This window comes from Sporosarcina jiandibaonis (assembly GCF_013184495.1).
Classification (GTDB): domain Bacteria; phylum Bacillota; class Bacilli; order Bacillales_A; family Planococcaceae; genus Sporosarcina; species Sporosarcina jiandibaonis.
In genome coordinates, this window is sequence record NZ_JAAOIY010000002.1 from 411,450 (window position 1) to 433,026 (window position 21,577).

At 43.0% G+C, this 21,577-nt stretch carries 20 protein-coding genes; 13 read left to right on the forward strand and 7 right to left on the reverse strand.

Features of this window, described 5'->3' with window-relative positions; genetic code table 11:
• Positions 1 to 42 precede the first annotated feature (42 nt).
• The 8 genes from zupT to G8782_RS09360 all read left to right on the forward strand — a co-directional run bounded on the left by zupT (position 43) and on the right by G8782_RS09360 (position 7,805).
• A complete protein-coding gene (gene zupT / locus G8782_RS09325) occupies positions 43 to 852 on the forward strand; it encodes a zinc transporter ZupT (RefSeq protein ID WP_172370660.1) in 810 nt (269 codons plus the stop codon).
• Between the two features lie 177 nt (positions 853 to 1,029).
• On the forward strand, positions 1,030 to 2,172 hold the full coding sequence (locus G8782_RS09330; protein WP_172370768.1) for an MFS transporter: 1,143 nt from the start codon (positions 1,030 to 1,032) through the stop codon (positions 2,170 to 2,172).
• Positions 2,173 to 2,430: 258 nt separating this feature from the next.
• Complete coding sequence (locus G8782_RS09335; RefSeq protein ID WP_172370661.1) at positions 2,431 to 2,769, forward strand: DUF6054 family protein; 339 nt, start codon at positions 2,431 to 2,433, stop codon at positions 2,767 to 2,769.
• Between the two features lie 71 nt (positions 2,770 to 2,840).
• Complete coding sequence (locus G8782_RS09340; RefSeq protein WP_172370662.1) at positions 2,841 to 3,494, forward strand: uracil-DNA glycosylase; 654 nt, start codon at positions 2,841 to 2,843, stop codon at positions 3,492 to 3,494.
• Positions 3,495 to 3,525: 31 nt separating this feature from the next.
• Positions 3,526 to 5,265, forward strand: a complete 1,740-nt coding sequence (locus G8782_RS09345) for an ABC transporter ATP-binding protein (RefSeq protein ID WP_172370663.1) — start codon at positions 3,526 to 3,528, stop codon at positions 5,263 to 5,265.
• A gap of 24 nt (positions 5,266 to 5,289) precedes the next feature.
• Positions 5,290 to 6,261, forward strand: a complete 972-nt coding sequence (locus G8782_RS09350; RefSeq protein ID WP_172370664.1) for an ATP-binding cassette domain-containing protein — start codon at positions 5,290 to 5,292, stop codon at positions 6,259 to 6,261.
• Positions 6,258 to 6,899, forward strand: a complete 642-nt coding sequence (locus G8782_RS09355) for an ABC transporter permease (protein WP_172370665.1) — start codon at positions 6,258 to 6,260, stop codon at positions 6,897 to 6,899. Before G8782_RS09350 ends, G8782_RS09355 begins: the two co-directional genes overlap by 4 nt.
• Positions 6,900 to 6,914: 15 nt before the next feature.
• Positions 6,915 to 7,805, forward strand: coding sequence for a glycine betaine ABC transporter substrate-binding protein (locus G8782_RS09360; RefSeq protein WP_172370666.1), 891 nt, complete (start codon positions 6,915 to 6,917; stop codon positions 7,803 to 7,805).
• Positions 7,806 to 8,008: 203 nt separating this feature from the next.
• Here the strand turns inward: G8782_RS09360 and G8782_RS09365 are convergent, their stop codons facing one another.
• Positions 8,009 to 8,299 carry a nucleotide pyrophosphohydrolase gene (locus G8782_RS09365; RefSeq protein ID WP_172370667.1) on the reverse strand — a complete coding sequence of 97 codons (291 nt, stop codon included), beginning with the start codon at positions 8,297 to 8,299 and terminating at the stop codon, positions 8,009 to 8,011.
• Positions 8,300 to 8,392: 93 nt separating this feature from the next.
• Here G8782_RS09365 and G8782_RS09370 point away from each other — a divergent pair, with 93 nt between their 5' ends.
• The 3 genes from G8782_RS09370 (at position 8,393) to G8782_RS09380 (ending at position 10,520) form a co-directional block, all read left to right on the forward strand.
• Positions 8,393 to 8,983, forward strand: coding sequence for a DNA-3-methyladenine glycosylase (locus G8782_RS09370; protein WP_172370668.1), 591 nt, complete (start codon positions 8,393 to 8,395; stop codon positions 8,981 to 8,983).
• 62 nt (positions 8,984 to 9,045) lie between these two features.
• Positions 9,046 to 9,558, forward strand: coding sequence for a type 1 glutamine amidotransferase domain-containing protein (locus G8782_RS09375; protein ID WP_172370669.1), 513 nt, complete (start codon positions 9,046 to 9,048; stop codon positions 9,556 to 9,558).
• Between the two features lie 167 nt (positions 9,559 to 9,725).
• Entirely contained in the window at positions 9,726 to 10,520 is a 795-nt protein-coding gene (locus G8782_RS09380) for an alpha/beta fold hydrolase (RefSeq protein WP_172370670.1), read from the forward strand.
• A gap of 170 nt (positions 10,521 to 10,690) precedes the next feature.
• On the opposite strand, the gene hmpA is transcribed toward G8782_RS09380, so the two are convergent.
• A complete protein-coding gene (gene hmpA / locus G8782_RS09385) occupies positions 10,691 to 11,878 on the reverse strand; it encodes an NO-inducible flavohemoprotein (RefSeq protein ID WP_172370671.1) in 1,188 nt (395 codons plus the stop codon).
• 168 nt (positions 11,879 to 12,046) lie between these two features.
• On the opposite strand from hmpA, the gene G8782_RS09390 reads away from it, so the two are divergent.
• Together G8782_RS09390 and G8782_RS09395 are read left to right on the forward strand one after the other, a co-directional pair.
• Entirely contained in the window at positions 12,047 to 12,538 is a 492-nt protein-coding gene (locus G8782_RS09390; RefSeq protein ID WP_172370769.1) for an Rrf2 family transcriptional regulator, read from the forward strand.
• Between the two features lie 41 nt (positions 12,539 to 12,579).
• Complete coding sequence (locus tag G8782_RS09395; RefSeq protein WP_172370672.1) at positions 12,580 to 13,509, forward strand: manganese-dependent inorganic pyrophosphatase; 930 nt, start codon at positions 12,580 to 12,582, stop codon at positions 13,507 to 13,509.
• Between the two features lie 60 nt (positions 13,510 to 13,569).
• Here G8782_RS09395 and G8782_RS09400 read toward each other — a convergent pair whose 3' ends face one another.
• From G8782_RS09400 to G8782_RS09420, 5 genes are all read right to left on the reverse strand, one after another.
• The gene (locus G8782_RS09400) at positions 13,570 to 14,838 is read right to left on the reverse strand and encodes an exo-beta-N-acetylmuramidase NamZ family protein (protein ID WP_172370673.1); all 1,269 of its coding nucleotides are present in this window, start codon (positions 14,836 to 14,838) and stop codon (positions 13,570 to 13,572) included.
• Between the two features lie 18 nt (positions 14,839 to 14,856).
• A complete protein-coding gene (locus G8782_RS09405; protein WP_172370674.1) occupies positions 14,857 to 16,941 on the reverse strand; it encodes a glycoside hydrolase family 3 protein in 2,085 nt (694 codons plus the stop codon).
• 18 nt (positions 16,942 to 16,959) lie between these two features.
• Complete coding sequence (locus G8782_RS09410; RefSeq protein WP_172370675.1) at positions 16,960 to 18,672, reverse strand: serine hydrolase domain-containing protein; 1,713 nt, start codon at positions 18,670 to 18,672, stop codon at positions 16,960 to 16,962.
• 532 nt (positions 18,673 to 19,204) lie between these two features.
• Complete coding sequence (locus G8782_RS09415; RefSeq protein ID WP_343035028.1) at positions 19,205 to 19,999, reverse strand: AAA family ATPase; 795 nt, start codon at positions 19,997 to 19,999, stop codon at positions 19,205 to 19,207.
• A 180-nt stretch (positions 20,000 to 20,179) separates the two neighbouring features.
• Positions 20,180 to 21,571, reverse strand: a complete 1,392-nt coding sequence (locus G8782_RS09420) for an FAD-dependent oxidoreductase (RefSeq protein ID WP_172370676.1) — start codon at positions 21,569 to 21,571, stop codon at positions 20,180 to 20,182.
• Positions 21,572 to 21,577: the final 6 nt, after the last annotated feature.

A 21,577-nucleotide genomic window follows, 5' to 3' on the forward strand; every position in this document is an offset into this window, starting at 1 on the left:
CATACAATAGCATTAACGAAAACTTAGAAAGAAGATGTGTGTATGGATGGAAGTATAATTTTTGCATTTGCGTTAACCCTATTTGCAGGCTTGGCGACTGGTATTGGAAGTTTGCTTGCCTTTTTTACAAAGCGGACGAATACCAAGTTTTTATCGGTGGCTCTCGGATTTTCAGCCGGTGTGATGATTTACGTTTCATTGGTGGAAATCTTCTTTAAGGCGAAAGCTGAGTTAGTACTCGAACTCGGCGCGAAAAATGGATATTGGATGACACTTGCCGGGTTTTTCGGAGGTATGCTGTTAATCGCACTTATTGATCACTTTATTCCAGCTATCGGAAATCCGCATGATGTGAAAAGCGTTGAGGATGTCAATGAAGGCCCGACGAATGCCGAGTATGCCAAATTGAAGAAAATGGGCTTGTTCACTGCGTTAGCGATTGCGATTCATAATTTTCCGGAGGGCATTGCGACGTTTACTTCAGCCTTGCAAGATCCTACGCTCGGTATAGCGATTGCCATTGCAGTTGCCATTCACAACATCCCCGAAGGAATTGCCGTCGCGATTCCAATTTACTATGCAACGGGTAATCGAATGCAAGCGTTCAAGTTGTCATTCCTCTCAGGATTGGCTGAACCTGTCGGTGCCATTGTGGCTTATCTTATTCTCATGCCGTATTTGAACGGGGTCATGTTCGGCGTAATTTTTGCAGCTGTCGCAGGGATTATGGTTTTCATTTCAATTGATGAACTACTGCCCGCCGCCAAAAAATACGACGAAGCCCATTCGTCGATTTACGGAATGATGGCCGGCATGGCGGTTATGGCCGTAAGTCTTGTATTGATCGTGTGAAAAACGAGAGCGCTGAAATCAGTGCTCTCAAAAAAACCTTTGTGTTTGATTAAGAAGTGAAGTATAATGACATGTGTCATGACACATGAATATGAACACGGGGAGTAGAGAATTTTGAAGCAGAAGAAAAAAGAAATATCACGGAATCGCTTGCTTGGACTGGCTGGAACAGGTTGGATGTTCGACGCGATGGACGTTGGAATTTTATCATTCGTTATCGCAGCAGTTGCGCTCGAATGGAATTTATCATCGGTTGAAATGGGTTGGATCGGTAGCGTGAACTCAATCGGAATGGCAGTAGGCGCATTCGGATTTGGATTGTTAGCGGATCGAATCGGTCGAAAGAATGTATTTATGATAACACTTGTCTTGTTCTCGGTCGCGAGCGGTTTGTCAGCATTAACGATGACGCTTACTGCTTTTTTAATTTTACGTTTCTTTGTTGGGGCCGGCCTAGGCGGGGAACTGCCAGTGGCATCGACGCTTGTATCTGAGAGTGTAGATGCGAAAGAACGTGGACGAGTTGTTGTGTTACTTGAAAGTTTTTGGGCGGCAGGATGGTTGCTCGCTGCGCTGATCGCTTATTTCGTTATTCCCTCGTTTGGTTGGAGAGTCGCCTTGATAATTACTGCACTACCAGCATTTTATGCGATTTATCTTCGAAGAAACTTACCGGACTCACCGAAGTATGTGGAAGACGGGAAACCGAAGCAATCTGCCGGTGCGAAGATGAAGCTGCTCTTGTCGAAAAAATATGCGAAGCGCACGGTGATGCTATGGATTGTTTGGTTCATGGTTGTGTTCTCGTATTACGGAATGTTCCTTTGGTTGCCGAGTGTGATGGTGATGAAAGGTTTCAGTATGATTAAAAGTTTTGGCTATGTACTTTTGATGACGCTCGCGCAGTTGCCGGGTTATTTTACAGCGGCTTGGTTAATCGAAAGAGTCGGGCGAAAATTTGTATTGGCAACGTATCTTCTTGGAACAGCTACAAGTGCTTACATATTTGGAAATGCGGAAACACTTGGCTTGTTACTCGTTTCAGGTGCGCTGTTATCATTCTTTAACTTAGGAGCATGGGGTGCATTATATGCGTATTCACCAGAACAATATCCGACATCTATTCGCGCGACAGGTTCAGGAATGGCCGCAGCAGTCGGTCGAATCGGCGGTATTTTCGGCCCGCTCCTCGTAGGTTCATTATTGGCGGCGGGATACGGTTTCGGCCTGATCTTCGGGATTTTCTGCGGAGCCATCATCATCGGCGTCCTGGCGGTTGTTTTCCTAGGAACAGAGACGAAGCAATTGGAGTTGGAATAAAACACACTTGGTGCTTGAACGATTAATTGTTCAAGCACTTTTTTCATGCTCCAAATCCTCGGCGAAAAAACTGAAAATCTCGGTGCGAGAATAAATCTATGAGCAACGAGAATAAACCGAGTAGCAACGAGCATAACTGGAAGCGCACCGAGAACAACGCCACCCGTAACGAGAATAAACGCACTGTACCCCCGTTATAATGAAACTTCTCCCCGAATCAATACGTATAATGAATAAAAGCTGGGGGAGGAATTAACAATGGCTGTAAGAAATTTCCTCGTTAACTTAACGCCGACTGAAGCGATGGAAACGATTAAAGATTGGGTTCTCGGGAGAAGTGTGAGTGGTACACTTGTCGATCAATATGAAAGAACTGTAGATGATAAAATAGTAATTGTTATTATTCTAGAGAAATTTTATATGCGCACGAATAATCGGGCATCGCTTACGGTGACCATCGATAATTTCGATGGCGAGACCAATGTGCGCGCAGTGGCTGCGGGTACGTCTGAAGGCCTCGTGATGCGTTTTGACTGGGGCGCAGGTAAGAACTTTTCCAACAGTGTAGAAAATGCGCTAAATCCGTTCATAATCTAAGAAGTCTAGAGCCTTTCCTTTAGTGGAGAGGTTATTTTTGTTACAGTAAAACAAAGGAAAGGGGTGTTTCAATGTTCCGCATACCAGAATCGATTGCACAACTTGGAAAAGACCGCATCAAAGGGTTCCCGGTAGAAGGGTTTATTTACGGTGAAGGTCCGAGAAATCCCGAACTGATGCTGATCGGCGAAGCACCCGGCGAGTTCGAACTCGTGGACGGAATCCCGTTTATTGGCCGTGCCGGCAAAGAATTGATGAAATCGCTAGCTACGATTGGTTTATCGAGGGAAGATGTTTACATTACCAGTGCTGTGCGGAGTCGACCGTATAGATGGGGAACGAAAAGAGAGCGTGATGGCACGTTAACGGAGCGGAAATATAACCGGCCGCCCACGCAAAAAGAAATTTTGGCACACGCGCCTGTACTCGATTATGAATTATTGACGGTTAAACCGAAGTTAATTGTCACGCTAGGCAATGTCGGGTTGCAACGTTTATTAGGAAAAGATACGAAAGTCACCGAATTGCATGGACAACTGTTAGAGAGACCAATACAGTATTTAAAGGAACTAGACGATACAAAATTTAATTGGACGAGTGAAACATATACAATCGTCCCGACTTTTCATCCGGCATCCATATTTTATCGTCCTTCACATCGACCATCACTAGATGCAGACTGGTTGGAAATCGGACGCATACTCAGTAACATTTCAAACACATAGAGAATCGCACTCCAAAGGGGAAGAGTCATGAATGGTAGAACAAATTAAAGATAATAAAAAATCCTCGACAAAGGACTTTTTCGCTTTATTAAAAAAGCTGAAATGGCCAATTGGCGTTACCGTCGTCGCACTCATTCTTTCATTGATGACGACGATTGCGGGGCTAGTCATTCCGCTTATCACGAAAACGCTTGTAGATACGTTGGCTGATGCATTATTTAATTGGAAAACGGCTGCTTTTTTGTTTGTGATTTTTATCGTGCAAGCACTGACCGGCGGCGTTTCTCATTATCTATTGACATATATAGGAGAAACGGTTGTCGCGGATCTGCGCGGGAAGTTGTGGAATAAAGTGCTCCGTCTACCGGTTTCGTATTATGATGCGAATGAAACCGGCGAAACGATGAGCCGGATTACACAAGACACGACAACGCTGAAGGAATTAGTGACGAATCATCTCGTGACCTTTGTATCTGGCGTCATATCGATTGTTGGATCGATTATTATATTGTTTTTTCTATCCTGGCAAATGACATTGATTATGCTGATCAGTATTCCGATCAGCATGGCTATTATCATTCCGCTCGGTCGCATAATGCATAAAGTTGCGAAGGCTACACAAGCAGAAATGGCAAGGTTTTCAGGTCATTTAGGTCGTGTTCTCGGCGATATAAGACTTGTAAAGGCATCCCGTGCGGAGAAGACGGAAGCGGAGCAAGGCCAAAAAGCAATTCGCTCATTATTTGGATTTGGTTTGAAAGAAGCAAAAATACAAGCTGTCATATCCCCCATCATGACGTTAACGATGATGAGTATTCTAGTCGTTATATTAGGATACGGCGGCTCTCAGGTATCACGAGGAATTTTATCGGCTGGCACGCTCGTTGCCATTATCTTTTTCATGTTTCAGATTATCGTGCCGTTCGCGCAGATGGCATCGTTTTTCACTTCATTCCAAAAAGCGGTTGGGGCTACGGAACGCATTCAATATATTATTGAAATGCAAAGTGAAGTTTCGACGGGGAGTCAAGTTGTTCCTGAAGGAATCATTAAATTTGAAGATGTCCATTTTTCTTATGAACCTGGAAAGGAAATTCTTAGCGGAATCTCTTTTGAGGCCAATCCCGGAACGGTAACCGCTTTGGTAGGGCCGAGCGGAGGAGGCAAGACGACGGTATTTTCATTGTTGGAGAGGTTTTATACGCCGACAAGTGGGGAAGTTTCAATAGGAGGTAAATCGATTCATACGATCGCTCTGTCCGAGTGGCGCGGTAAAATTGGGTATGTTTCGCAGGAAAGCCCTTTACTTAGTGGTTCAATCATGGATAATATCGCATATGGACTTGATTTAAGACCGACGACTGAAGAAGTGAGGCGTGCTGCAGAAGCGGCGAATGCAGTCAATTTCATCGAAGAGATGCCTGAACAGTTCGAAACGCTTGTCGGCGAACGCGGAATGAAATTATCGGGTGGGCAGCGCCAGCGCATCGCGATTGCTAGAGCGTTACTTTACAACCCTGAAATATTACTTCTCGATGAAGCCACGTCGAATTTAGACAGTGGTTCAGAAACTCATGTTCAAGAGGCGCTCGTTCGTCTCATGGAAGGGCGAACAACGCTCATTATCGCACATAGATTGGCGACGGTCATTCATGCGGATCAGTTAATCTTTCTGGAAAAAGGAAAGGTTACTGGCATAGGAAAACATGAGGAGCTCATTGCAACACATGATTTGTACCGCGAATTTGCACAAGGACAGGGACTATCCTGAAGATAGTACTATAGGAGTGAAGACGTGATTCGATTTGACAACGTAACAAAAGTGTTTCCAGATGGAACGAAAGCTTTAAACGGGGTTACAGTAACAATCCCGACTCATAAATTAACCGCGATTATAGGTCCGAGCGGTTGTGGGAAAACGACGCTCATGCGGATGATCAATAGACTAGAACTTCCGACATCGGGCGAGATATTCATCGATGAACAGGCTGTTTCCGAAAGAGATGAAGTCGAACTCCGGCGTTCGATCGGCTATGTAATTCAACGGATCGGCTTGATTCCTCATATGACAATTGAAGAAAATATTGCGATAGTCCCCGAAATGTTGGGATGGGATGAGAGTCGGATTACGGCTAGAGTTGATGAATTGCTTGAATTGGTCGATTTGGATTCGAAAACATATAGAAGTCGCTACCCGTTTGAATTATCTGGAGGTCAACAACAGAGAGTCGGGGTAAGTCGGGCATTAGCAAGCGATCCCAATATTATTTTGATGGACGAGCCTTTTTCCGCGCTGGACCCGATTAGCCGCGAGCAACTTCAAGTGGAGTTACGTAAACTCCAAAAGAAAATAAAGAAAACGATTGTGTTTGTCACGCATGATATGGATGAAGCGTTAGAAATCGCTGATGAAATCATCATTATGCGTGAAGGTCAAATTGAACAAATGGCAACGCCTGATGAATTAATCGAACATCAAGCAACGGATTTTGTACGTGATTTCATCGGTCAAGATCGAATTGCGCGTAGACGGGATTTTGCACAGAGAACACTCGAGGAATTCGACGAGCTATTGGATGAAACCTGGGTAGGCGATTACGCGGAAGCCAGCTCGATGATAACGGTCCAAGAAGCAATTGATTTACTTGCCGATAATTCAAATAAACGAATTGCTGTTAAGCGCAATGACCTTATTATAGGATATCTCGGACATCACACTCTTTTGAAGGCGGCCATGAAAGACCGGGAAGGGGAGCTTTCGGTATGAGTAATTTCCTTGAGACGATTAGCAGCCGTTCAGATTTAATAACGGAAGCATTTTTTCAACATATCTATTTATCTTTTGTAGCGCTCGCTATCGGAATTCTAATCGCGCTTCCCGCTGGAATCCTGGTTGCCAGGTATCACCGTTTTGCGGAGCCGATTATCGGCGTGACCGCAGTTTTACAAACCATACCGAGTTTAGCTTTATTCGGATTTTTAGTGCCGCTAATCGGAATAGGATCAAAAACAGCACTTATTGCACTCGTTATTTACGCTTTATTACCAATTGTTCGCAATACATATGCCGGTTTGACTAGCGCAGATGAATCGATTATCGAAGCCGGTCGTGGAATGGGGATGACCCCGAATCAAATATTGAAAAAGATTGAACTGCCGATCGCATTGCCGGTCATTATGGCTGGGATTCGAACAGCTACCGTTTTGACGGTCGGCATCGCAACGCTCGCAACATTTGTGGGAGCAGGCGGATTAGGGGATGTCATTTACAGAGGACTTCAATCGTATAACAACGCTTTAGTTCTTGCAGGTGCGCTGCCTGTAGCGCTACTTGCAATCATGTTCGATTTAGTCTTGAAATGGGTGGAGAAGAGAGTAACACCTAAAGGTATCAACAATCAATAGGATGGGGGAATTCATGTGAAGAAAATTATGGGAGTTATCGTCCTTTCACTAGCACTTTTGCTTAGCGCTTGTGGTTCGAAAGATGAGATAGTGATCGGTGGAAAGCCGTGGACAGAACAATATATCTTGCCTCATATATTAGGTCTCTATATTGAATCTGAAACGGATTACAAGGTGAGATATGAAGATGGTCTAGGTGAAATAGGGATACTGACGCCTGCCATTGAAAAAGGCGAGATCGATTTATACGTCGAGTATACGGGGTCAGGCCTTAAAGATGTATTAAAGGAAGAGTCGGAGGCTGGCGAGAGTTCCGAAAGCGTATTTGATCGTGTGAAAAAGGGTTACGAAGACAAGTTCGCTGTTACATGGTTGGAGCCGCTCGGATTTGAAAATGGATATACATTAGCCTACACAAAAGAAAAATCCTACGATTCAGCCACATATTCAGAGCTAGCTGAGAAGTCGTCAAAAGAAGATATGGTATTCGGCGCGCCACACGCTTTTTACGAGCGTAAAGGTGACGGGTATGATGATTTTGTCAATGCGTACCCATTTAAGTTTGCAGATGCCAAGAGTTTAGATCCAAATGTGATGTATGAAGCGGTGAAGAACGGCGATGTCGATGTGATTCCAGCGTTTACAACGGATAGCAGAATTCAACTTTTCGACTTGGCAACGACAGAAGATGACTTAGGGTTTTTCCCGAAATACGACGCAGCACCAGTCGTTCGTCAAGACACGCTGGAAAAGTTCCCGGAGCTAGAAAAAGTACTTAACAGCTTAGCAGGGAAAATCACAGAAGAAGATATGTTGAAAATGAATTCCCGTGTGGATTTGGATAAAAAGAAGCCAGAAGATGTGGCGAGGGATTTTCTGATTGAAAAAGGTTTGATTGAGGAATAGGTATCAGTGTTTTCTAAAAAGCGAGTACTTGGAAGAGTTTGTTATTCGAGTACTTGTTTTTATTTGTATTGTAGACTTCCGTTTCAGCGTGTATCGGAATCTGTGTAGGCATAAAATCCCAACTTGCAAGCAAAATCATTTTAGTGCAAGCAAATTACAACGCAACAAAAAAAGTCGCCTACCCTAGACGACTTTTCCAATAATTAAACAGGAAACCGCGCTTCATTCTTCTCAATCTTTTTCCGAGCTTCCTCTTTCAAATCAATCCCAAGTAAATCTGCAAACTGCAACAAATAAATAAAGACGTCTGCCGCTTCTTCAGCAATTTCCTGCTTGTTAGTAGCAAGCGCATCTTCTGCTGATTGCCATTGAAAATGTTCAAGTAGCTCGCTGGCTTCGAGTGAGATGGATATGGCGAGATTTCGTGCATCATGATTCCCGTCCCAGTTGCGCGCCTTGGTAAATTGTATAATATCCTTTTGCAGTCGTTCCACGAAGACCCCACCCGCATTTCTTTTTTCTTAATTATACCGTGTTAGTAAAACAAATTGAAGGGAATAATAGCAAATGGAAGGGGGCGATTATATATGTATAAACCAGTCGATAAATCATTTTTCGAGTCACCCGGATTAGAACTTGCAAAGCAATTATTAGGACAATATATCGTCCACGAACAACCTTCAGGCCTGTTGGTAGGAAGAATAGTTGAAACTGAAGCTTACCAAGGGCCGGAAGATCAAGCTGCCCACAGTTTTAACAATCGAAGAACAAAAAGAACGGAAATCATGTTTGGCAGTCCGGGACTCGTCTATACCTACCAAATGCATACCCATACACTTATCAATGTCGTTGCCGGTCCAGTCGGCACGCCGCACGCAATTCTTATCCGCGCTGTTGAACCGGTTCTCGGTCATGAAGTAATGAGGAAAAATCGCGGTGAACATATGAGAGAGATCGATTGGACGAATGGTCCGGGTAAATTGACAAAAGCCATGAACATCTCCATGGACTATTACGGCCACCATTGGTCACACGAACCGCTTTTCATTGCCGAAGGGAAGAAGGTCGAGGAAATCGTTGCCGGGCCGAGAGTCGGGATCGGGAATTCTGGGGAAGCGGTCCATTACCCTTGGCGTTTTCATGAAAAAGATAATCCATTTGTTTCGAAATACCGCTAAGTTTTCTTATATAAAAATAGGGTAAACAAGTAGTATAACGAACAAAGGAGTGTCTCAATTACATGGCTAAAATCGCAACATTAATCACAAATGAATTCGAAGACTCGGAGTTCACAGTGCCGAAACAAGCATTTAAAGACGCTGGTCATGAAGTCGTAACAATTGAAAAGGAATCAGGCGTGGAGATTACTGGGAAAAAAGGTGAGTCGCTCAAAGTAGATCACGGCATCGATGATGTGAAACCTGAAGATTTCGATGCATTACTTTTACCTGGCGGATTTTCACCAGATATTTTGCGTGCAGATGATCGCTTTGTAGAATTTACAAAGGCGTTCATGGATGATAAAAAACCCGTATTCGCAATTTGCCACGGTCCTCAGTTATTAATTTCGGCCAAATCGCTCGAAGGAAGACATGCAACAGGATACAAATCCATTAAAGTCGATATGGAATACGCGGGCGCCCACTATTTAGATCAAGAAGTCGTCGTTTGCCAAAACCAACTCGTAACAAGCCGAACCCCCGATGATTTGCCCGCGTTCAACCGTGAGTCGCTAAAATTACTAGAAAAATAACAATTTCAAAAAATAATAATTACCAGTAGAAGGTCAGGAAACTGGCCTTCTTTCAGTTTGAATAAACCCCTTAGATATGATAAATTGTAGAAGTGTCAACTGAAATTAACTACTAAACTTTAATCAAATTAATTTATAAAGAATATCAATAGTCTAGGGGGGGAATTATGCTTCATTATCGAACTTACGAAGTTGGCCAAGATGCGCCGTGGGTTACTTTTGTGCACGGGGCAGGCGGGAGCTCTTCGACTTGGTTTAAACAAATTCGTGAATTTAGAAAAGAACATAACGTCCTTCTTATCGATTTGCGCGGACATGGAAAATCGGAAGGTGGTCGCTGGAAAAAAGGCGACACTTTTTTAGATATTTCAAGAGAAGTCATCGATGTTTTAGATGAATTGAATGTAGAAAAAACGCATGTTATCGGCATGTCGCTCGGCACGATTGTTGCCCAAACGATGGCAGATAATTATCCCGAACGTGTAAAGTCACTTATCCTCGGCGGCGCGATTATCCGTTTTGATATTCGAACGAAACTACTGTTATGGATTGGCCGTGCTACAAAGCGCTTCGTGCCTTATATGTTCCTCTATAAATTATTCGCCTATATTATCATGCCGCGAAAGCAACATGAAGAATCCCGTCTAGCTTTTGTCAATGAAGCGAAAAAAATGTATCAGAAAGAATTCATTAAATGGTTCTCTCTAACGAAGCTCATCAATCCTTATTTAACCCGTCTTCAGACTTCAACAACAGACATTCCGACACTTTTCCTCATGGGAGACGAAGATTACTTATTCATCCCGCCGATTGAAGAAGCGATTCGGAAAAGCGACGCATTTGAATTTATCAAGATTAAAAACAGCGGGCATGTATGCAATATTGATCAGCCTGAAATCTTCAACAAAATATCCATTGACTATATTGCAAAAATCGAACAAAAAAAAGCCGTTCTTCAATGATGAGGAACGGCTTTTGAGATTTCACGTCTAGCTCCAGGCGCCAGCCCCTCGGGTCATAAGCAATCGAGCTATAAAGAAGAATTGAACTGCATTCTTCCCTGGCAAAGAGCGCCACGTCGCTCGATTGCTTATGCCTGTCGGGGCTAGACGGGCGCCTTGCGCTTTTGTTCTTAAGCATTTACGAGTTCTAATTGTACAGCTGGACCGAAGAATTCGAATTGGACTTTCTCTTCCGGAATTCCAAGGTCATGTAAACTGCTAATGACAGCTTGCATGAATGGAACCGGTCCGCACACATAAATATCGCTGCCTTCAAGCACATGTTCAGCTAGGAATTCACGCGTGATGAAGCCATCTCCTTCTTCTGAATAAAGAGCATCGTACGCTGAATCCGGCATAGATGCATTTAATTCGACTAAGCGCTCATGGAATGCTTGGTGTTTTCGTGTTCGTGCCGAATGAAGAAACGCGACAGGACGTTCCGGCGAATCTTTCGCAATTGTTTCAAACATGCTCATCATTGGGGTAATGCCAACACCGCCGCTTATGAGCGTGACAGGTGCCGTATTCTCAGTATCTAGATAAAAATCGCCGGCTGGTACGCTAACTTCGATTGTATCTCCAATGTTTACATGGTTATGAAGGAAAACAGATACTTTCCCGTATGGCTCAATTTCATCTTCACGTTTAACTGAAATTCGGTAAACATCGCCAGTTGATGCTTGGGAAAGGCTATATTGACGATTAAATGTATTATTTTCGCCCGGGATATTAACCCGAACAGTCAGGTATTGACCCGGTTTGTAAGCAGGAAGTTTTTTGCCGTCCGCTGCTTCTAAGTAAAATGAAGTAATGACTTCGCTTTCAACGACCTTATTGACAATCGTGAAGTCCTTAAATGTTCTCCAACCGCCGTCAAGTTGTTCTGCTTCGTCATACATTTCTTTTTCGATTCCGATAAAGGCATCTGCAATTACGCCGTATGCTTCTCCCCATGCCTCGATAATTTCAGGTGTAGCGGCATCTCCGAGAACTTCTTTTATCGCGCCCAATAGGTGATGGCCAACTATCGGATACTGATCTTCTGTAATCCCGAGTGATTTATGCTTGTGCGCAATTTGAACAACCGCTGGTAAAATGGCACCGAGATTGTCGATATTTGCTGCAGCTGCATAAACCGCATTGGCTAAAGCCGTTTGTTGACGTCCTTGTGATTGATTAACGTGATTGAATACATTTAAAAGCTCCGGGTGGGCTTCGAACATATTTTTATAAAAGACAGTTGTTATCGCTTTTCCATGTTGTTCCAGCACGGGAACAGTAGATTTAATAATGTTAATCGTTTCTTGTGATAGCATATTAACACGTCCTTTTAGTTTTAGTTAATAAATTAAGAATAACGCAGACAAAAATTAAAAGCTATATAAAATATATAACTTTAGAATTGGTTGCTATTTTGGTCACATTTCTTTCACGTGACTGACACAAAAGGTATAATGGGGTAGGAAAGAGCGGTGAAACAAAAGATGCGTTTAACGATGTACACGGATTTTTCCCTGCGTGTTCTTTTATATATAGGCATTAAAGGTAAAGATGAGTTATCAACTGTTCAAGAAATATCAGATGCTTATGGAATTTCAAAAAATCATCTAACGAAAGTCGCCCACGAATTGGGCAAGCATGGTTTAATTGAAACTGTGCGTGGTCGCGGTGGGGGCATTCGATTAAATATGGAACCGAGCGATATAAATATCGGTGAGGTTGTACGAAAAACTGAGGATGATTTTCATCTTGTCGAGTGTTTTAATTGCGAGTTGAATAAATGCGTGATTACGCCCGCTTGCAGATTAAAAGGTGTGTTGCATGAAGCGCTCGCTGCTTATTTTAAAGTGCTAGATAGTTACACATTGGCAGACTTCGTGGAAAATAATGATGGACTTAGAGCGATTCTTTTCAATGAAAGAGTGCAGAATATATCTGTAGGTAAAAATATCACTCTACAGGATACCTCATTGTGATAATATATATGTGACGATAGATAATCAGGAGGAATTACTTCATGGAAAAAGTGTTAGTTTTTGGACATAAAAACCCGGATACGGATTCAATCACTTCAGCGATTACTTATGCATACCTTAAAAAACAATTGGGCATGAATGCAGAAGCGGTTCGCCTTGGCGAGGTTACAGGCGAGACGGCTTATGCACTCGAGCATTTTGGCTTTGAAGCACCGCGTTTAATCAAACAAGCGGCCCCCGAAGCGTCAAAAGTAATATTAGTTGATCATAATGAAAAACAACAAAGCGTGGACGATCTTGACGAAGTTCAAGTCATTGAAGTTGTCGATCACCACCGCATTGCAAACTTTGAAACGAGTGATCCGCTCTATTACCGCGCTGAACCAGTAGGTTGCACAGCTACGATTTTGAATAAATTATTTAAAGAAAACGGCGTGGAAGTGCCTAAAAATATCGCAGGACTTATGCTTTCTGCATTAATATCAGATTCACTATTGTTTAAATCGCCTACATTTACAGAAGAAGATCGTTTAGCAGTGGAAGAATTAACGGCAATCGCAGAGGTTGACGCGGAAGCATACGGTCTTGAAATGCTGAAAGCCGGCGCTGACCTAAGTGATAAAACAATCGCAGATCTCATTTCGCTAGACGCCAAGGAATTCACATTGGAAGACGGCTTGAAAATCGAAATTGCGCAAGTGAATGCAGTTGATATTGAAGAAGTCATGGAAAAACAACCAGAGTTGGAAGCGGCAATCGATGCGGTAATCGCGGCGAAAGATCTTGGATTATTCTTATTTGTCGTAACCGATATCATCAACAACGATTCCATCGTCCTAGCACTAGGCAAGGAAGCAAACCGCGCATGCGCAGCATTTAATGTCTCGCCAATAAATAACACAGCGACATTAAAAGGCGTCGTGTCACGGAAGAAGCAAATTGTTCCAGTATTGACGGATGCATTGAAATAAGAAAATACCGAATTAGAAAAGAGACAACCATTCCCACAATCGGTTGTCTCTTTTCCTATTTTAATAGAGTAAAAACGCTTGACGTAACTGTTCAAACTCTTTCAGATCATCTTCCCATTGTTTCTCGATTGATTTGATTGATTCTCCATTTTTAATTGCGTCCATTACCCAGCCATTTCCGATCAGGTTATCGAAAAATGAAATGCCGGCATTGTTTCTAGCTCTGAATTCAAAGTCATTCGGATACATATCATGAAGGGTTTTTACGATATGAAGCCCTGTTACAATCGGGTCATAAGGTTGTTGGTTTGTAACATGAATTTGAACCCCATGGCTTAATTTGCCGCTATGCTTTGAAAATGTCGGTGTAAACGATGCTGCACGGAACGTTACGCCAGGCAGATTCAAATCATTTAAGGCTGCAGCGAATTCTGTGCTATTGACAAACGGAGCGCCGATCAATTCAAACGGTTTAGTCGTTCCGCGTCCTTCTGAAACGTTTGTACCTTCAATTAAAGCAGCGCCTGGATAGACCAACGCTGTCTCAAATGTTGGCATATTTGGTGACGGCAGGACAAATTGCAATGGCGTGTCATGGTAATACATATTGCGTTTCCAGCCATTCATTTGGACTACAGTCAAATCAGCGCCGATTTCAAATTCTTCATTAAATAATGTTGCTAATTCGCCAACAGTCATGCCATGACGCAGCGGGATAGGATAATTCCCTACAAAGGATGCATAGTCAGGGTCAAGCACTGGTCCTTCAACTTTCTGACCGCCCAATGGGTTCGGCCGATCAAGAACAATAAACGGAATATCGTTTTCCTGAGCTGCCTCCATCGCGTAGGCCATCGTGTAGATGTATGTGTAGAAACGCGTTCCTACATCCTGGATATCAAACAGAAGTACATCGATATTTTCTAGCATTTCTGGTGTTGGCTTTCTCGTTTGTCCGTATAGACTGTAAACAGGCAAGCCTGTTGCTTCATCAATATAGTACTCGACATAGGAACCAGCCTGCGCATCGCCGCGGACACCATGTTCTGGGCCGTATAATGCGGTTAATTCAACGTCAGGATCATTGTAGAGCAGGTCGACAATACTGTTCAAGTTTTGATCGACACCTGTCGGATTTGTGATCAAACCGACACGTTTACCTTGGATCAAATCCTTTTGTTCATCCAGCAAAACCTCGACACCAAGTTTAAATTCATTTGAATTTCCCTTATCTTTCCCTTTGCCATTGTCGCCCTTATCGGCAAAAGCCACGGTAAGGGAACTGAGCACCAAAAGAAATGCAAACAATGTTACAAGCGTTTTCTTCATATTTCATTCAACTCCTTTTTAGTATGAAAGTCCATGACCATAGTCATATAAAACGCCGCCGTTCTGACCCGGAATGGTTACCGGCAGCAGTCCTGTAGGATTGTTTTCCCCAAACAGTGTTGCAGCAGTTGCCTTGAAGCTTGCATCCCTGAATCCATACTGTGCCAAATAAGCATCGACGTTGGGGAAGGCCATAATATCATATGGATTACGTATTCCAACACCGATGACAGGTGCATCTGCATGTTCAATCAGTTGATTCACCATTCTCATTTGTGCACTGTTAGGATCACGGGCGCTAACGGTTGATGTATTCGTTCCGACAATGACTGCACTTGCATCCTGTAACTGTTGTAGCTGTGCATCTGTTAACGGTCCTGAAGCCTTGATAAGCACCGTATTTTCATGGTGAATCTTTACTGAAGTATACAAATCCTCAATATACGTGTTGCCTACAACAACAATTTTTTCGTTGCTCGCAACGTTCAATGGAAGTGCATTTTCATTTTTAACAAGTGTGATCGAACGATTGGCTGCTTCTGCTTCGACTTGCTTATGTGCAAAGGATCCCACAACGGCTTCGGCATTGGCTACCACATCTTCGATAGGCTGTGGGTTTTCGGCCTTTACAATGCCGCGCTCGATTTTTAACTTCAAGATTCGTTTTACCGATTCTTCAATGCGTTCTTCACTGATTTCACCCGTTTCGACAGCCTCGAGCAAACCATCAACAACAGCCTCTAGTCCTACAGGCATTAGTATGATGTCTGTTCCTGCTTTAACAGAACGGATAACCGCATCAACCGAACCGAAGTGATCGGCAATCGCCAACATATTCAAGGCATCGGTAATGATTACCCCTTCATAGCCCATTTCTTCGCGCATCAATTCGGTTAGAACCTTATATGACAGCGTGGCTGGCAAGGAAATTTCCGTACCGTCTTTTTTGGAAATCACTTTCGTATCGTCAATTTTCGGAAATGTAACATGCGCGGTCATGATCGCATCAATGTTTGCCTCCATTACTTTTTGGAATGGGTAAAGCTCCACTTCCATCAATCGTTCTTTATCATGTGGAACTTCAGGTAATCCAAGATGCGAATCGACTGCCGTATCTCCGTGACCCGGAAAATGCTTTGCAGTCGCCGCGACACCGGCGCTTTGGAGACCTTTCGTATAGGCAACACCTAATTCCGCCACCAATTCCGGCGATTCACCAATGGAACGGACACCTATGACCGGATTATCTGAATTGTTATTGACATCCAAAACAGGTGCAAGATTCATATTGATCCCGAGTGCATTTAATTCTTCACCAATGACTTGACCGACATCATGGGCAATTTCAGAGGAGCGTGTCGCCCCGAGTGCCATATTACCAGGCATGTCCGTACCTGATTGAAGACGTGTTACAATTCCGCCCTCCTGGTCAATTGTCATCAGAAGACCATACTTTTCGGCAGCTTCTTGATATTCTGCTACTAGTCTTGCAGTTTGTTCGGTTGTAACAACGTTTTCCCGGAATAAAATAACGCCGCCAAGATGGTACTCTTGGATCAACTGTTCAATCTCCGGAAGCATTTTCGTCACATTTTGACCTTTCCAGTTCCTGAAATCAGGCATAAGCATCTGGCCGACTTTTTCATTCAATGTCATACCATTGATTGCACGATCGATGACATTGTAGCGATCACCTTTTTCTTTGATCACTGAATGTTTATTGGATTCACTCGCTTTGTAGTGAACGGCGATTTCATCTGTAAACTCGCCATCCGTCACAGTAATAAACGTTCGTCCATTTTGTCCTGTAAATGTGACGACACCATCTTCATTCACAGAAGCCACATTTTTGTTCTTGGAATGCCAAGTCAAATTTCCGGATGTCGTTTTAAAATGTCCGTCATCAAATAGATGCAAGGCTTTAAGTTCAATTTGGTTATTTTCCACTTCAATCGTTGCTTCGGGGATGTTTTGAAAAATGATCAGGTCCTTCACATGATTGCCAGCTTCCGCATTAACGACATTCCCCGAGAAGCTAAAAGGACTGATCAGCAATGCAAATATAGCTACTAAAACAAATGGAGCTTTTCGAAATAAATTCAATTCTTCTCCTCCTAAGATTTAGTAATTGCGTTTCGTCCAGCCGTCACCGCTTACATCAAGTGGCAAGCTTTCATTTCCTAGTCCTGTAAGCTTAAGATTGGCTACGTACCAGCCGCGCCCATTATTATAAGTGTCTGTATCATATCGGAAGCGGATGTGGGTAGTGCCTGCAGGTATGCGTGCTTCATCGGATTGCCAATCAATGCTGCTGCCTGTATATGGATCCACTACAGTATTCCAATTTACGCCATCACTCGATACCTCAACAACACCAAAGTCATAGCCTTGTTCTGTTCGATACCATGTGTCGAATGAAAGTGTAGCATCCGTTTCCAGATGGACTTCTCCAGTCAGGGTTCTATCTAAAAGGCCGCCGTATCCCGAGAACCATGCGCCGTCTTTTTTGTTCGGCATAGAAACAGGGATGGCATCAGCAACCTGTTGAGCGAACTGACGTCTGGCCGGGTTGGTTGAGACGGTTGCACGAGTCGGATGAACACGATTCGTCAATAATATAGCGATTGTATCGTTGTTTTTATTGATAACGATCGATGTTCCCGTATAACCAGTATGTCCAAGTGTCGAGGCTTCTGATAATCCATCCATATACCACATTTGTGAAAGCTCCCATCCTAAGCCATGGTCGTTTCCAGGGAATTCAGGTATTTGATTTTCAACCAACAATTGAACTGTTTCAGGCTGCAGCAGCTGTTTGTCTCCATAACGGCCATCATTTACATACATATGGGCAAGTTTTGCCAAATCATTTGCGGTGGAGAATACCCCGGCATGTCCGGCAACCCCGTCAAGTGACCATGCATTTTCATCATGGACTTCGCCCCAGACAAGCCCTCTGTTTATCCCGGGCTGATATTCAGTTGCAGCAATTCGCATTTTCAATTCTGCAGTAGGGTTGTACATTGTATCCTTCATATCGAGTGGTCCAGTAATTTTTTCTTTTATATATTTATCCAGACCCTTTCCGGAAATTCGTTCAATAATTTCTCCTAAAGTAATCATGTTCAAATCACTATATGTGTATTTCGTTCCCGGTGAATTCGCCAATGGATATTGAAACACGTATTGTATGCGGTCTTCCCGGCTTTTACCAATCGTGTACAAGGGAACCCAAGCAGTAAAACCTGATGTATGTGTCATCAATTGACGAATTGTTACATCGCCTTTTCCATTTTGCGCAAACTCGGGTATATAGGTTGCAACAGGATCATCCAGATCAAAATGGCCATCTTCATAAAGCATCATTGCGGCAGTAGTTGTAAAAATTTTACTGATAGAGGCGAGGTCGAATATTGTATCCTTATCCATTGAAATGGGGTTTTCAACCTCTGTCCCGGTGTCATCTGAATACAATACAGCTTGACCATAGGCTTCATGTTGAACGATATGACCGCGTCTTGCAACGAACGTCACGGCACCAGGCATTGTTCCATTTTCGATCATCTCCTCTATAACTGAATCAATCTCCAGTAATGGTTCTTCCACCATGCCGGCACCTTTGACTGAGCCGGGATGCAGAACCGGTGAAACGGGACCAGAATTACCCCAAGAAAATTCAGGATGCGGATTAGATGTTGCTAACTTGTTTTCTTTCTTTTTGACTGTAGACCTATTAATCTTCCCATCTTCGGCATTTGTCGCGGTCCCCGTATTGAATAGTAATGTCGTCGTTAAGACCGCAGCCATCGAAAAATACACTGCATTGCGTCGCATACGTCTCCTCCTGACTAATTTTAATAGAATAAACAAAATATTGAAAAAGTCTTACAACACTTTAAAGATATAGGATAGTTAAAAAACTGTCTACGCCACTTGAGAACTATAATTTGTAATTATCGATGAAATTATGATTGAAAAGTACCGGGAGTAACGGCATATGTATAACTTTGGGAAAGAGGAAGGAAGTGAGTCGCATCAAGGTGTCAAGGGGAATATTATCTTTATGAAATTAATAAAGTAAAGTTTCATATTATAGCGAAAATATTGAAACAAAATTTCAGGTGATATTTAATTCGGACTGAACTAAAAGGTGGATTTTGTATTAATATGACTGATTATCGAGTCAGCTAGAATGAAAGACTTCATTTATAAATCTACGAGGAATTAAGTATCTTGTAAGTGGTAGCGATGGCACAAAAAAGAGGGATACAGTTAAATCCCTCCTTAGCGCTGAAGCGAATTTCAATGAACATAATCATTATTACTTAATTTATTGGCAGAAATGCGAGGTTTGGAATTCATATTTTCAATCCAACAAATGTCGCAAATACCTTCCAGGTTCATTCAAAAAGTTTCGCGTTAGCTGAACATGTTCGATTTCGTCAAACGAACGACTTACAAGTTCGCCGTCTTGGATTTCATATAAATCCGCATCGGGATAGGCCATGAGAATCGGCGAGTGGGTCGAGATTAGAAATTTAGCCCCGTCTTTTGTCATGTCATGGAGCATGGCGAGCAGACTTAGTTGCCTGTTTGGCGACAACGGTGCTTCCGGCTCATCAAGTATGTAGAATCCATCGGGTTTAAAACGCGCTTGAAATAAATCCAGAAAACTTTCGCCGTGGGACCTTTTATCGAGCCCCACGCCGTATAAATGGCGAAGTTCATAATAGGTGCGGGCATAGGGTAATATTTCAAGACTGTTCGGGTCGCGTTTTTTAATTTCTTCCATCGTAATTCGCGCCTCTTCACGAATGTTTGCGAGGCTGCGTGTGTATGTAATGAAATCGGATGCTCTGAAGAAGAAACCATTGCCTGTTTTCACGGACCAAATTAATTTTAACTCATCCGCTAATTCAAATGCCGGGGAAAAAGAACGATCCATTTCCATATGCTCGCCGCTGATCAAAATACTTCCAGCGGCAGCAGCAATTCCTTCAAGGAGCGTCGTTTTGCCACTTCCATTATCACCAGCAATTATTGTCACGGGAGCGGTCAAATTTAGTGAATCGAAGTTTTGAACAACTTCAGGGTTGAACGGATAACGGTCTTCTTTCGACCAGCGAATGCGCCTTATTTCACGTAATGTCAGTTGAAACACCCCTTTTAGGGTAGTATACCGCAAAGGGGAAGGGATTAGTTTATAAAGTGAAACTTCAATCAGTGGTTTTTAAGGAAGAATGCAGTTCAATTCTTCTCAACTGATTGTTAGTTGAACCAATCGGGCAATAGGGAGGAATTGATTTTTATTCCTCCGCACTTTGGTGCCGTTGATGGGGTTTTACGGAACGTTATTGCGGGATAGATTCAGCGGTTTTGTAGCAGGCCCTTCGAGAACGGAACCGTCTTTTCTGAAGCGTGAGCCGTGACACGGGCAATCCCATGTTTCTTCAGCATTATTCCACCGCGTTCTACAACCCATATGTGTACAGATTGGCGCTTCTCTCCTTGTAATATGTCCGATTGCGAATTCTTTGGTGACTAGCCCGGTTAATTTTAATGCTTGAAGTACAAATGCCCCGAATCCAGTACGACTTGGCGCGAATAGGGGAGTCGCGCGGTTCTTTTTCCCGACAATTTGATCGCTAATAATTCTTGCGCAAGCTAGCGAGTTTGAAAGTCCCCATTTTCTGTACCCCGTACTTAAATAGATATGAGGCATGTCAGAAGATATTATTCCGGCATAAGGAATTATGTCAGGCGTCCCAGGATCTTGCGCTGACCAACCCAGCTTAGTTCTAGATAGTTTAAAAGTGTCCTCCATATCATCATATAAACGAGTGTAATGCGCTTCCGTATTTTCTTTCATTCCCGCAGGATGGCTCGCGCCTGATAGTAGAATATAAGTTTTTCCGTCAATTTTCGCAGTTCGAACAGATCTTTTCGGCGAATCAACGGAAATATACTGTCCTTGCAACGCCATATCCGCCTCGGCAGAAACAATATAAGAACGATCAACGGTTAGCTTCATAACTTGAATACCTCGAAGTGCTTCAATGGGATAATGCGTACATAAAACGAGTTCATTGAAATGGACCGTATTACCGGTTTTAGTCGTCAAGTATTTACTGTTGAAATCCATTTCGATAACATCTGTATATTCGAAAATTCGTGCACCGGCTTCGACTGCCAATCGTGCCAACTTCTGTCCAAATCGCACTGGATGTATTTGGCTTTCATTTTTCAAAGTCAGAGTTGCATCAAAGGGAATAGGCAGCTCTGAATTTCTGCCGAGTTCCCCGGGAATGCCGATTTCTTGATAAGCGTCAAATTCTCTCCGAAGTTCTTGGGTGCCGAAATTCGATTGAGAATAAAGAATGGAGTTCGCGGTCCTTAATTCTTCATCCGAGGCGATTGATTGTCCGAAATGAACTGCTTCTTTATTCACTTCGTAATATAGTTTTGCTGCATCTAGTCCAAACTTTTTAATTAGATTCGCATAAACGATATTATGTTGGACGGTCAGTTTACCTGTGGAATTTCCCGTCGCTCCTTCTAAAATCAGGTTTTTCTCTAGAAGAATGACATCTTTTCCTTCCATTGCGAGGAAATAGGCATTCGCGATTCCACTCAAACCGCCACCGACAATGCAAACATCGCAATGTCGATCTTCCTCAAGTGAAGGATAATCGTCACGTGGATAAGCAGTTCGAAGCCATAATGATTTCGACATCCAAAA